This is a genomic window from Streptomyces sp. NPDC053426, from assembly GCF_055585405.1.
This window is the reverse complement of sequence record NZ_JBVJKE010000003.1, coordinates 394,198-406,857: the sequence shown is the minus strand read 5'-3', so window position 1 is coordinate 406,857 and position 12,660 is coordinate 394,198. Positions and strand designations below refer to the sequence as shown.

Here is a 12,660-nt window from a genome sequence, read left to right as displayed (position 1 = left end):
CACGGGTGACATGCCGCACCAGCATCCGTGGACGGCCGTACCCGGCGGCCGTCCCGCACACCGCAGGAGACCTCCTTGCACAAGAACCTCCGCACCGCTCTCGCGACCGCCACCGCGGCCGCGCTCACCGGCGGCCTGCTGGTCGCCATGGCCGGTCCCGCGTCCGCCGCCCCCTCGGGCGTCGACAGCGACTTCAACGGCGACGGCTACCGGGACGTCGCCGTCACCGCCCCCCTCGCCTCCGTGAGCGGCAAGGGCGGCGCCGGTGCCGTGACGATCCTCTACGGCTCCCCCCAGGGCGCCGGCGCGAGCAAGACCCAGACCCTCACCCAGGACAGCGCGGGCGTCCCCGGCGCCGCCGAGAAGGACGACCAGTTCGGCGCCCACACCGCCCCCGGCGACTTCAACGGCGACGGCTACGCCGACCTGGCCGTGGGCGCCCCGGGCGAGGACGCGGGCACCGACGCCAACGGCGGCACCGTCGTCATCCTGTGGGGCGGCTCCGGCGGCCTGGCCGGCGGCACCACCGTGTCCGACCCCACCCGCTCCATCCACGACTGGTTCGGCCAGGTGGTCGCCGCCGGCGACTACGACGGCGACGGCAAGGCCGACCTCGCGATCGCCTCGGACATCAACAAGATCGACATCTACCGCGGCGGATTCACCAAGTCCGGCTCCACCGGCGGCCTCTACACCGTCACCGCGCCCATCCTGAAGGTCTCGGGCACCGACATCTTCAACCTCACCCCCGGTGACACCAACGCCGACGGCCGCACCGACCTGGTCGTCGACGGCTTCGAGGGCGACAGCCAGAGCGACTACTCGTACAACGCCAACTACTGGCTGCCCGGCTCCTCCTCCGGAATCACCACCTCCGGCGCCCAGAAGCTCCCCGCCGGCGTCATCTCCGACATCGGCGACGTGAACGGCGACGACTACGGCGACATCGTCATCGGCAACTCGTGGGACCCCGGCACGGAGACCCCGGGCACCGCCAAGGGCGGATCGGTGGACGTCGTCTACGGCACGTCGTACGGCCCCGACGGCATCGAGCGCGTCAACCAGAACACCGCCGGCGTGCCCGGCAGCAACGAGACCGGCGACAACTTCGGCTACGAGGTCTCCCTCGGCGACATCAACGGCGACGGACACGACGACCTCGTCATCGGCGCGCCGGGCGAGGACCTGGGCGAGTTCAAGGACGCCGGCATGGTCACCGTGATCTACGGCGGGACCTCCGGCCTCCTGGAGACCGGCTCCCAGTCCCTGCACCAGGACACCCCGGGCGTCCCCGGCGGCAACGAGGAGGGCGACGGCTTCGGCGGCGAGGTCCTCCTCTCCGACGTCACCGGCGACGGAAAGGCCGACCTGACCGTCGGCATCCCGTGGGAGAACGACTCCAACGGCCAGGCCGTCACCTTCAACTCCGACGGCCTGAAGATCAACGCCACCGGCCGCGGCATCGGCCTCGGCACCGTCGGCCTGTCGTCGGCGGGCTACCCGATGTACGGCTTCCACGTCAACGGCTGACCGTCCACGGCTGCTCGAACGCCCCGCGGGCCGGGACCGGCGATCACCGCCGGTCCCGGCCCGCGGCGCACGAAATTCCCGCGCGCCGCGCGCACCGGCCCTCTACGGTTCTCGATCATGCGCCGTGCACGCGCACGCCGCTTCCGCACCCCGCCTCCGTACCCCGCACCACCCACGCGCCGTGCGCGCACGCACGCCGCCTCCGCACCACCACGGCACGTCCCCCTCGCCCTTCCGGCAGTCCCCCTCGCCCTTCCGGCAGTCCCCCTCGCCCTTCCGGCAGTCCCCCTCGCCCTTCCGGCACGCCGCCCGCGTCCGGCCCCCGCAGGAGAACCCCGCATGCACCAGCGCCCCGCACGCCTCGCCCTGGCCACCGCCACCGCCGTCGCACTGACCGGCGGTCTGCTCGCCCTGTCGGCCCCTTCGGCCGTCGCCGCCTCCGGTCTGGCCGGCGACTTCAACGGCGACGGATACCGGGACGTCGCCATCGGCGCGTCCAGTGCCGACGTGGGCTCCGTCCAGAGCGCCGGTGCCGTCGTCGTGCTCTACGGCTCCTCCTCCGGCGTCTCCGCCACGAAGAAGACCGTCATCACCCAGAACTCCACCGGCGTCCCGGGCGCGGCCGAGACCGACGACCGCTTCGGCGAGAGCATGGCCGCCGCCGACCTGAACCGCGACGGCTACTCCGACCTCGTCGTCGGCTCCCAGTACGAGGCCATCGGCGACCGCGACGGCGTCGGCTCGGTCACGGTCCTCTGGGGCGGCAAGTCCGGCCTGTCCGGCGGCTCGGGACTGCCCCAGCCGTCCGGCCTCGCCGAGTGGGGCGGCTACTCCTCCGGCATCGCCACCGGCGACTTCGACGGCGACGGCGACATGGACGTGACCGTCACCGGCCAGAGCCACACCCACCTCTACAACGGCCCCTTCACCCGCACCGGCACCCCCGTGAGCCACCAGGGCGTCGACGAACTCGGCTCCACCTACGAGGTGTTCGCGGGCGACCTGACCGGCGACCGGACGGCCGAGCGCGTCTACCCGTTCGGCGTCGACGGCGATTCGGCCGGCGACATCAGCTACTTCCGCCACGACCCGGGCAACTGGGACGCCCACCCCGAGTCCGACTACGCCCGCGTCAAGCTCCCGTACGCCGACGGCTCCGACGGCGTGATCGCCGACGTCGACAAGGACGGCTACGGCGACCTCGTCCTCGGCGACTACGGCGACCCGAGCGACGGCAACTCGGTCAACGGCCACACGGGCGGGCAGATCACCGTCTGGTACGGCGGCCCGGAGGGCCCCGACCCCGACCAGAAGCCGACCGTGATCCACCAGGACACCGAGGGCGTGCCCGGCGGCGGCGAGTACGGCGACGTGTTCGGCGCCGCGCTGAGCGCCGGCGACGTCAACGGCGACGGCTACGCCGACATCGCGGTCGGCGCCCCGGGCGAGGACCTGGGCACCAAGAGGGACACCGGCACGGTGACCGTCCTGTACGGCTCGGCCTCCGGCCTGACCGGCAAGGGCGCCAAGCAGTACTCCCAGGACACCGCGGGCGTCCCCGGCGCGAACGAGACCGACGACGCCTTCGGCATCTCCGTCCGCCTGGTCGACCTCGACAAGAACGGCAAGGCCGACCTCGTCACCGGCGCCGGCTACGAGAACGGCTACGGCGCCATCACCGTCATGCGCGGCACCGCCTCCGGACTCACCACCTCCGGCGCCGTCTTCCTCTCCGCCCGCGGCGTCTCCCTCCAGGGCAACGCCAACTTCGCCTGGACGATCGCCCAGTGACCCCCCGCCCGCTTCCGCACGCCACCTTGAGGTCCCCCATGCGCCTGCGCACCGCCGCGATCACCCTCGCCGCGGCCACCCTGGCCCCGTTCGCCCTCACGGCCCCCGCCGCGCACGCCGCCACGGCCGCCGTCCCGTACGACTTCAACGGCGACGGCCGCACCGACCTGGCGATCGGCGCCCCGGACGCCACCGTCGGCGGCCACGCGAAGGCGGGCGCCGTCTCCGTCGTGTACGGCGGCACCGGCGGCCCGAACACCTCGGCCCGCACCCTGATCACCCAGGACACCGCCGGCGTCCCCGGCGGCGCCGAGGCCGGCGACGCCTTCGGTGCCGCCGTGGCCTCCGCCGACCTGAACACCGACGGCTACGCCGACCTCCTGGTCGGCGTCCCCGGCGAGGACGTCACCGGCGACACGGGCAGCGGCACGGCCGTCGTCGTCTGGGGCTCGAAGTCCGGCCTGTCCGGCGCCCGGTCCCTCTTCAGCTTCTTCGACGAGGACTACGACCACTACGGCCAGGCCTTCGCCACGGGCGACTTCGACGACGACGGCGACCCCGACGTCGCGGTCGGCTCCACCGGCCCGGTCGTCCTGTCCATCGTGAACGGCCCGATCACCAGGACCGGCGCGCACAACGGCGGTTCCGGCTCGCGGCACGACTGGTGGTCCTCCTCGCCCGGCGTCACCCACCTCACCTCCGCGGACGCCCCCGGCGACGGCCGCGGCCCGGTGGTCCTGCACGGCCGCGCCGCGCACACCGGCGACGCGGCCACCTCCCTGGCCGACCTGCGGATCGGCAACTACACGGACTGGCTGCAGCGGATGCCGGCCGGGTACGTCTCCGCGGCCGGCGACATCGACGGCGACGGCCACCCGGACTTCGCCGTCGGCAACGACCGGGAGACCTCCGCCGACGCCGAGGGCGCGAAGGGCGGCAAGGTCACGGTGGTCTACGGCGGCCCGGAGGGCCTGGACGCCGACCGCGCCCCGCTCGTCCTCACCCAGGACACCGCGGGCGTCCCCGGCTCCTCCGAGACCGGCGACCGCTTCGGCAGCGGCGTCGACCTCGGCGACATCGACGGCGACGGCTACGCCGACCTCGCCGTCGGCGCCGCGGGCGAGAACGGCGGGGCCGGCGCCGTCACCGTCCTGTACGGCTCCGCCTCGGGCCTCACCACCGGGGGCGCCCAGTACTACACCCAGAACACCGCGGGCGTCCCCGGCGCCTCCGAGGACGGCGACCTCTTCGGCACCCGCGTCGTCCTCACCGACCACACCGGCGACGGCCGCGCCGACCTGTCCCTGTCCGCGCCGGGCGAGAACTCCGGCGACGGCTCGGTCTGGTCCCTGCGCGGCTCGGCGACCGGCCTGACGACCACGGGCTCCCTCAGCTTCGGCACGGGCACGACGGGCGTCTCCGCCACCGGCACCCCCCACCTCGGCTCGGTCCTCGGCGGCTGACCACCGTCCGGGCCCGGCGGCGCCCTCCCCGACCGACGCGGGTCTCCGTCCTCCGTAGGACCCGGCCGCACCGGAACCCTCCGGAGGACGGACGACCCGCCTGACGTCCCCTTAGGGGATGTCACAGCTCGGCCGCAAAGCCGGGCCCGAAGGCCGGGGCCCGGCACGCGACCGCCCGGGACCAGGTACGTTCGAGGACGTGGCTGGATTCAGGATCGGACGCGGCCGGAACAACAACGGCGCTCCTCACGCGCGACCGCAACACCCCCCGCACGGGCAGCAGACGCCGCAGGGGCCGTCGTACGGCTACCCGCAGGCGCCGCAGCCGTACCCGCAGCAGCCGTCGTACGGCCACGGCGGTGGCGGCTGGCCGCAGGCGAACGGCGGCCCGGGCGGACCCGGCGGTCACGGCGAGCCGGAGTACTTCGGCGACGGCGCGTACCCGCACGGCGCCCAGGGCGCCCCGCACGACCCGTACGCGGCCAACAACCCGGGTCACACCCAGGCCTTCTCGATCAACGAGGACCCCTACCACCAGGGCGACGCCTACCGCGCCGACGCGGCCCCGCCCCCCGGCCCGGCCGGCCCCCGTCTGCGCTGGAAGGACCTGCTCAAGGGCATCGTCCTGTCCCCCGCCCAGACGTTCCACCAGATGCGCGACTACTCGATGTGGGGCCCCGCCCTCGTCGTCACCTTCCTCTACGGCCTGCTCGCCGTCTTCGGCTTCGACACCGCCCGTGAGGACGCGATCAACGCGACCCTCTCGAACGCGATCCCGATCGTCCTGACGACGGCCGTCGCGATGGTGCTCAGCGCCTTCATCCTCGGCGTGGTCACCCACACCCTGGCCCGCCAGCTCGGCGGCAACGGCGCCTGGCAGCCCACGGTCGGCCTCTCCATGCTGATCATGTCCCTCACGGACGCGCCCCGCCTGGTCTTCGCCATGTTCGCCGGCGGCGACGCCTCCTTCGTCCAGATCCTCGGCTGGGCCACCTGGGTGGCGGCCGGCGCCCTGCTCACGATCATGGTGTCCCGCTCCCACGACCTCCCCTGGCCGAAGGCCCTGGGCGCCTCGGCGATCCAGCTCGTCGCCCTGCTGTCGATCGTGAAGCTGGGCACGTTCTGACGCGGCGGACATGAAGAAGGGGGCTTCCGACCGGAAGCCCCCTTTTTCCTTCTGCTCCCACCGCTCTCAGGCGTCGAGCACCTGCCCGGACCGCTTGACGACCGGCGGCTGAACGGACCACGGGAAGTTGATCCACTCATCGGTCCGCTTCCACACGTACTCGCACTTCACCAGCGACTGCGTCTTCTCGTAGACCACGGCGCTGCGCACCTCGGCGACGGCGTCGAGGCAGAAGTCGCGCACGAGCTTGAGCGTCTTGCCGGTGTCGGCGACGTCGTCCGCGATCAGCACCTTCTTGTCGGTGAAGTCGATGGCGTTGGGCACGGGCGCGAGCATGACGGGCATCTCGAGGGTCGTCCCCACACCGGTGTAGAACTCGACGTTGACCAGGTGGATGTTCTTGCAGTCGAGCGCGTAGGCGAGCCCGCCGGCGACGAAGACACCGCCGCGCGCGATGCTCAGCACCACGTCGGGCTCGTACCCGTCGTCGGCGATCGTCTGGGCGAGCTCACGGACGGCGACGCCGAACCGCTCGTAGCTGAGGTTCTCGCGCATGCCGCTCACACCTGCGTCCGGTGGAAGTTGAGGTAGGACCGGGAGGCCGTCGGCCCCCGCTGCCCCTGGTACCGCGACCCGTACCGCTCACTGCCGTACGGGTGCTCGGCCGGCGAGCTGAGCCGGAACATGCACAGCTGCCCGATCTTCATACCGGGCCACAGCTTGATCGGGAGCGTCGCGAGGTTGCTGAGCTCAAGGGTCACGTGCCCGGAGAACCCGGGGTCGATGAACCCGGCGGTGGAGTGCGTCACCAGCCCGAGCCGCCCCAGCGAGCTCTTCCCCTCCAGCCGCGAGGCGAGATCGTCCGGCAGCGTGATGACCTCGTACGTACTGGCCAGCACGAACTCACCGGGATGCAGGATGAACGGTTCGTCCCCCTCCGGCTCCACGAGCCGGGTCAGGTCCGCCTGCTCGACGGAGGGGTCGATGTGGGGGTACCGGTGGTTCTCGAACACCCGGAAGTAGCGGTCGAGGCGTACGTCGATGCTGGACGGCTGCACCATGGCGTCGTCGTAGGGATCGATACGCACCCGTCCGGCGTCGATCTCGGCCCGGATGTCCTTGTCTGAGAGAAGCACGCCCCGAGAATACGCAAGGCGCGCGGACCGGCCACAATCGGCCGCCCCGCGCGCTGCCACTGCTGCCGGTGCTACCGCCCCGTCTACCGTTTCTGAAGACTCACCGGCACGACACTGCGAAGCCGCGCACAGCGCGGACACCGCAGAAGCCGGCCGGGGCCGAGTCGCTCGGCCTGCTGCATCGGAAACGAGGCGGCGGTGAACACGTGCCCATCGGCACAGCGGACGACGGTGCGCTCCATCAAGTCCAAGAGTCCCTTCCCCAAGAGGCCGCGTCCGGCCAACTGCCCTGACGCCAAAAGCCACATTACGGGATCAAAGGAACACCCCTCCAGGCGGCACCCCGCACTCGCGCCACGCCTTCACGGTACGCCCCAACAGGTGCCCCCCGCAGCCGCATCCACACCCTGAAACAGAGTCAGACCCCCGGGTCCTGAGCACCGGGGGCCTGGCATGGGGTAGAGTGAGCGAGCATCCGGACACCGTCGATCCGACGGGGCCTGGATCTTACGCGGGTGTAGTTTAATGGTAGAACATCAGCTTCCCAAGCTGAGAGCGCGAGTTCGATTCTCGTCACCCGCTCCATGCGAAACCCCCAGATCATCGACCCGGGGGTTCTTTGTTGTCCAGGCCGGTGAGCGGGCACCGCACCACAACCGCACCATTAGCCCGCCGACGACTCCTCCCTGTGGTGCGCACGGTCGCCGGTGTGGTGCTTCGCACGCTCGGCGCGTACGAGGTCGTCGAGCCCGGCCGCGACCTCTCGTTGCCGCTCCTCGTCGGAGTGCTGGTAGATCAACGCCGCCTTCTCGGAGGACTGTCCGGCGCGCACCATCGTGTCCCGGAGGGTGGCGCCCGAGCGGGTCGACAGGGTGTGCCCGGCGGGTTCGGCGTGAGCGTCTGAGCCATGTGCATGGGCCGCGGCCCTTCAGGACTTGGAACGTCGGGTGTTGGTGGCGTGCTGATGAGCACGGTTGATCGTGGAGTCCACGGCCACCCGCCAGTCGATCAGCCCTGCGGCGTCCGCGCTGGTGAGCAGAGCAGCGAGCACGCGGTCCCAGGTTCCATCACCTGCCCATCTGCGGTGACGCGCCCACACGGTCTTCCAGGACCCGTAGCTCTCGGGCAGGTCCCGCCGGGGAACTCCGGTGCGGTACCGGTAAATGATCGCCTCGATGACATTACGGTGGTCGGCCCACGGCCTGCCGCGGCGACCGGCACTGGTGGGAAGGGGCGGCTGGATCCGTTGCCACTGCCTGTCAGTCAGCTGATGGCGGTTCATCGTGGTGCCGGCTGCGGCAACCGTGGCGGAGTGGCCGTCAGGGCCGGCGAAGCCGGCTGAGGAGGCCCCGAACTCCTGCGGCCGGCTTGATCGCGTCCAGGCGCGCGATCTGCTCTCCGGACAGTTCGACCGAGCCTGCAGCGACGTTCTGCTCAAGGTGGGCAATCGAGGTCGTGCCGGGAATGATCAGCACGTTCGGTGCGTGCTGCAGCAGCCAGGCCAGGCCCACCTGCGCGGGACTCGCGCCGACCTCCCGGGCGACCTGCTGCACGACAGGCTCATGGGTCACCTTGGCCGCGCCAGGGAAGGCGCCGCCGAGCGGGAAGTAGGGCGCCCATGAGATGCCCTCGGCGAGTGCGATGTCCAGGACGGGTTCCTGCTTCCGAGATGCGAGGCTGTACTGGTTCTGCACGGTCACGACGCCGGCCGGCAAGGCCGCGCGCAGTTCGACGGCGCTGACCGTGCTCAGACCGATGTGTTCGATGAGACCTTCCTCGCGCATGGCGATCATCTCTGCCATCTGGTCATCGAACTTGACCATCTGGGAGGGGCTCAAAGGGAAGGACCCCGGTGCGATGCGGCGCATGTTGACCACGGTCAGGCGTTCGGCCCTCAGGCTGCGGAGATTGTCGTGCACCTCGGCGCGCAGTTGCTCGGGCCGCTGGGCGGGCACCATGGGCATCGGGCCCCACTTGGCGGGGCGCGCTCCGACCTTGGTCACGATCGCCACGTCGTTCTTGGAGTCCAGAGCTTCGGCGAGGTACCGGTTGGCAGTGCCGTCGCCGTAGAAGTGCGCGGTGTCGAAGTGGTTCACGCCCAGCTCGTAGGCGCGGTTCAGCACCTTACGGGCCGCGTGCGGGTCGCTCATGCGGGGGAGCTGCATCGTGCCGTACCCGACCCGCGCGACGGCCCGGCCGGCCAACTCGAAGGTACCGCCCGGACGAGCAGGACTGACGGATTCGTGGGTCAGGTCGGACATCGTGAATGCCTTCTTCCGCGTGAGACACTGGAGCACATACCGGAGGACCCTCCGGTAAGACCAGAGTGCCATAACCGGAGGCCCCTCCGCTATGAATGAGGTGCGGCAGCCCTCTGAGACGTCCGTCTCTCCGTCCACCCCGCGCCGCCGGCGCTCGGACGCCGAACGCAACCGGCGCGCACTGCTCGACGCTGCCCGCGCAGCCCTGGCCGGCGGCGAGGGCTCGTTCTCCCTGGAGGCCATCGCCCGGGAGGCCGGGGTTGGGATCGGCACGCTCTACCGGAACTTCCCCACTCGTGAGGCCCTGGTGAGCGCAGCCTACGAAGCGCAGGTCGAAGACCTGCTCGCCCAGGCAGGACACCTGCTGCACACGCAGCCCCCACGAGAAGCACTAAGGGCATGGCTGAGCCAGTTCGCCCAGTTCGTGACGACCAAGCGCGGCATGCTCGACGCGCTCCGCCTGGGCATGCTGGAGTCCGCACAGCAGCACGACGTGGCCGGCATACGCGAACGCATGGCCGAAGCAATCGCCCCAATCCTGCAGGCCGGAGCCCGTGAAGGTTCCCTGCGGGCCGAAGTGATGGCCGACGATGTAGTGCTACTGGCCGCAGGGGCCCTCATGCCCATGCAGGTCGATGCCGCCCAGACCGAGCGCCTGCTGCGCATGGTCCTGGACTCCCTGCGCCCGGCCTAGCTCTCGGGCTGCGCAAGCGTTGCCCGGCGGTCAGTTCAAGCACCGTTTTCAGCGGACACGCCTTAGGCGAGGCCACTGACAACGACCGCCGGACGGGCCGTCTCAGTTTCCGTCTCTTTCAGCCGCATTCATCGGCGTTCGGCCGAGGCCCTGAGCCGAATCCGGTCTGGTGATGAGCCACCCATGAACGCAGGTGAACGGCCCTGCACCCGGCCCGGGACGGCACCAACACAGTTGGAAAGCGTGCGCCCCCGAGCAACCTTCTTGGGCCGCCGTGCACCGCTGCGCGGAGCAGTGCGCCTTCCACAGAGGACATGTGCCCGGCAATCCTGCACTGGTCCGCACGACGGTCGAGACCGGGGGTGGGAGACGTGGCTCGTACGCAGTCCAGGTGTGGAGCGCTCACGGAGAAGGGCACTCGGTGCCGGCGGCTGGCGATGGTCGGTGCGTCGCGATGCAACCTGCACCGTGGCGAGTGGTCGTCGTACACCATCGAGAAGCGCAAGGAAGCCGAACGCAAGGCAAAAGCACGCAAGCGTCGTAAGTGACCCCAGCCTGTGTGAGGTGACATCCATGGCTGACATCAACGACAGCGGACAGCAGCGGCGCGGTGCGGTCTGACACAGCCACGGCCGCCCTGCGCAACACGGGAGGACAGGCGGTCAGACCGAACTCCTGAAGCGGGTGTCGCAGGTTCGGATCCTGCCGGGGCACAGAGGGAGGGCATCTACGGACTCGTAGGTACCCTTCGGGGTTCATGGCCGGCAGTTCGTCTGTCGAGGACTCAGGCGGCGTGCGGGGTGAAGGTGACATGTGAGTCGCCTTCGTCGATGGTCAGGTTCAGCGTGCCTTCCAGGGCTTTGGCCAAACGCCGCAGCAGCGGGAGGGTCGGCACGGTGTCGCCGCCCTCCATCCGGGAGATCTGGGGCTGAGTCATCCCGGCCCGCTCAGCCAGCTCGGTCTGGGACAGGCCGAGTTCGATCCGACGGTCGTAGACCGCCTGCCCGAGATCACCGGCCAGCCGCGCGTCGACGTACTCCTGGTCGTACTCCACCGCCTCACCCGCAAGCTGCCGGGCCCGGCGCGTCCTCCACGTGCTGTGATTCATCAGTTCTCCTTGCGCCGCTCGTACGTATGCTGGGCATGACCATGATCAGCCTCGCAGGCCTTCTGGGCCTGGTGCGCACGCTCGACTTCCGCCGCCTCACGCATCCTCGTCTTACGGAAGACCGTCAGCAGCACGATCCGTTGTCCTGGCGCGAGCCAGTACGGGATGCGTACGGCTTCGCCGTCCAACTCGAAGCGGAGCTCACGCAGTTTGCCACCCAGGTGCCGCGAGTACGGCTCTCCGAGGGTCGTCGGCTCGTCCAGCAGCCGGTCCGTCTTGTCCTCGACCCGCCGGTAGAGACGGAACGGAAGCAGCTCCAGCCAGTCCCGCACCTCGGGTTCGATCTCGATCTCCCACCGCTCCGCCATGCAATCAACGGTATATACCTCCAAATGCATAACGCAAGCCGTCACGGACCTCGGCACTGCGCTGCCCCAGACCACGCTGCCACCTCAACCCACCCGAGAAGGTCGCTGCCTCCGGCCGCCCCAGAACGGATGCAGAGGAGGAAACCCGCTTGGGCCGAGGCGGTCGGCTCCATTGCCGAACGTCGTCGAAGCACTTCATCCTGGCGCTATGCCTGTGTCCGCTGAAGTACACGATCTCTGTCGGATGACCTTCGCCGAGAACGAGGTACACCTTGCGCTCCGCGTGCTCAACACGTACGAGGGGGAGCGGTCGGACCGGGTGCACAAGGCCGTGATCAAGCTGAGCAACGGCGACCTGCACCTCTTGGCGTGCTGGGCCGGCGGGGCGACCCAGCAGGATGTTGAACCGCTTCTCTGGTTCGCCGGAGCCACGGAGCCGGGTGCCACAGGGAAACAGATCTTTGGCGCTCAGTGGATGAACAGCTTCTACGACAGGAACCGCCTCGCATCCCCGGGTGACGTTTCCTGACATCAGCGATCGGCCGTTCCAGACGCGTGCCAGGTTGAGCGGGGAGCCACAGGGAACACCGGGAAGCCGATCAGCGCGGCAATGGATCACTAATGTGCTCTACCGCAGGTCAGATACCCAACAGGCCCTGGATCACCTGATCTACCCGAGCTGGGGTTCCCTCGTGAAAGCGGGTCTTGCTGTCAGACTTGCGTTGTACGGTCCGCTCCATGGCTGAGAGACCGACGACGAACTGGCGCAGGAGCATAGCCAAAGAAGCCGCGGAGCTTGTCGCTGGCACCCTGGATCCCGACTGCGCGTGCATGGTCGAGCTGTTCCCTGAAGAGCTCTTGCTGGAGACCGATGCCGTCCTCGACGTGTTCGAGGCCGAGTTGCCCACGCTCGCCGAAGGAGACGACGCACGGATCTTCGCCGCAGTGGAACGCGTTGTCCTGGCCCTGAACGCCGTGAACGAGGTTCACGACGAGTGCGCCTTCGAAACCGATGAACGCGAGCAGTTGTGCGCCTACATCGATGAGGCGCTCACCGAGCAGGGAGTCGACGTCGCGGCCCTGACCGCCAGGCGCGGGCTCGGTCGGCACGAGCTCACGGACCGGTGGCGGAACTGGTGAGCAACCCTCGTCAGGAGAGATCAGGTCGACTGTGGCCAGCGAG

At 70.0% G+C, this 12,660-nt stretch carries 12 protein-coding genes, 1 tRNA gene and 2 pseudogenes; 8 read left to right on the top strand and 7 right to left on the bottom strand.

The window, feature by feature from the left end:
* Positions 1-75 precede the first annotated feature (75 nt).
* From ACZ62B_RS08830 to ACZ62B_RS08815, 4 genes are all read left to right on the top strand, one after another.
* On the top strand, positions 76-1,530 hold the full coding sequence (locus ACZ62B_RS08830) for an FG-GAP-like repeat-containing protein (protein ID WP_344559880.1): 1,455 nt from the start codon (positions 76-78) through the stop codon (positions 1,528-1,530).
* A gap of 339 nt (positions 1,531-1,869) precedes the next feature.
* Positions 1,870-3,321 (top strand): FG-GAP-like repeat-containing protein, encoded by a 1,452-nt coding sequence (locus ACZ62B_RS08825; protein WP_468720788.1) that lies wholly within the window; start codon positions 1,870-1,872, stop codon positions 3,319-3,321.
* 38 nt (positions 3,322-3,359) lie between these two features.
* On the top strand, positions 3,360-4,784 hold the full coding sequence (locus ACZ62B_RS08820; RefSeq protein ID WP_469689541.1) for a hypothetical protein: 1,425 nt from the start codon (positions 3,360-3,362) through the stop codon (positions 4,782-4,784).
* Between the two features lie 118 nt (positions 4,785-4,902).
* Positions 4,903-5,910, top strand: coding sequence for a Yip1 family protein (locus ACZ62B_RS08815; RefSeq protein ID WP_469689539.1), 1,008 nt, complete (start codon positions 4,903-4,905; stop codon positions 5,908-5,910).
* A gap of 66 nt (positions 5,911-5,976) precedes the next feature.
* Here ACZ62B_RS08815 and ACZ62B_RS08810 read toward each other — a convergent pair whose 3' ends face one another.
* Both ACZ62B_RS08810 and dcd read right to left on the bottom strand, forming a co-directional pair.
* Positions 5,977-6,474 carry a phosphoribosyltransferase gene (locus ACZ62B_RS08810; protein WP_344559884.1) on the bottom strand — a complete coding sequence of 166 codons (498 nt, stop codon included), beginning with the start codon at positions 6,472-6,474 and terminating at the stop codon, positions 5,977-5,979.
* Positions 6,471-7,046 carry a dCTP deaminase gene (dcd, locus tag ACZ62B_RS08805; protein WP_030827650.1) on the bottom strand — a complete coding sequence of 192 codons (576 nt, stop codon included), beginning with the start codon at positions 7,044-7,046 and terminating at the stop codon, positions 6,471-6,473. Before dcd ends, ACZ62B_RS08810 begins: the two co-directional genes overlap by 4 nt.
* Before the next feature lie 511 nt (positions 7,047-7,557).
* Between dcd and ACZ62B_RS08800 the strand changes: the two genes are divergently transcribed.
* A tRNA-Gly gene (locus ACZ62B_RS08800) sits at positions 7,558-7,631 on the top strand.
* A gap of 79 nt (positions 7,632-7,710) precedes the next feature.
* Here the strand turns inward: ACZ62B_RS08800 and ACZ62B_RS08795 are convergent.
* The 3 genes and pseudogenes from ACZ62B_RS08795 to ACZ62B_RS08785 form a co-directional block, all read right to left on the bottom strand.
* Positions 7,711-7,926: pseudogene (locus tag ACZ62B_RS08795) on the bottom strand (integrase); the annotation flags it as partial.
* A gap of 60 nt (positions 7,927-7,986) precedes the next feature.
* Positions 7,987-8,328 (bottom strand): annotated as a pseudogene (locus tag ACZ62B_RS08790) (IS5 family transposase); the annotation flags it as partial.
* 37 nt (positions 8,329-8,365) lie between these two features.
* The gene (locus tag ACZ62B_RS08785; protein WP_344562874.1) at positions 8,366-9,307 is read right to left on the bottom strand and encodes an aldo/keto reductase; all 942 of its coding nucleotides are present in this window, start codon (positions 9,305-9,307) and stop codon (positions 8,366-8,368) included.
* Between the two features lie 91 nt (positions 9,308-9,398).
* Here ACZ62B_RS08785 and ACZ62B_RS08780 point away from each other — a divergent pair, with 91 nt between their 5' ends.
* Positions 9,399-10,001: a TetR/AcrR family transcriptional regulator gene (locus ACZ62B_RS08780; RefSeq protein WP_344562876.1), complete on the top strand. Its 603-nt coding sequence runs from the start codon at positions 9,399-9,401 to the stop codon at positions 9,999-10,001.
* A gap of 784 nt (positions 10,002-10,785) precedes the next feature.
* Here ACZ62B_RS08780 and ACZ62B_RS08775 read toward each other — a convergent pair.
* A complete protein-coding gene (locus tag ACZ62B_RS08775) occupies positions 10,786-11,109 on the bottom strand; it encodes a helix-turn-helix domain-containing protein (protein ID WP_344562878.1) in 324 nt (107 codons plus the stop codon).
* Complete coding sequence (locus ACZ62B_RS08770) at positions 11,109-11,477, bottom strand: type II toxin-antitoxin system RelE/ParE family toxin (RefSeq protein ID WP_344562880.1); 369 nt, start codon at positions 11,475-11,477, stop codon at positions 11,109-11,111. Before ACZ62B_RS08770 ends, ACZ62B_RS08775 begins: the two co-directional genes overlap by 1 nt.
* Positions 11,478-11,721: 244 nt before the next feature.
* Between ACZ62B_RS08770 and ACZ62B_RS08765 the strand changes: the two genes are divergently transcribed.
* Both ACZ62B_RS08765 and ACZ62B_RS08760 read left to right on the top strand, forming a co-directional pair.
* The gene (locus tag ACZ62B_RS08765) at positions 11,722-12,006 is read left to right on the top strand and encodes a hypothetical protein (RefSeq protein WP_344562882.1); all 285 of its coding nucleotides are present in this window, start codon (positions 11,722-11,724) and stop codon (positions 12,004-12,006) included.
* A gap of 209 nt (positions 12,007-12,215) precedes the next feature.
* Positions 12,216-12,617, top strand: coding sequence for a hypothetical protein (locus ACZ62B_RS08760; protein ID WP_469689534.1), 402 nt, complete (start codon positions 12,216-12,218; stop codon positions 12,615-12,617).
* Positions 12,618-12,660 lie beyond the last annotated feature (43 nt).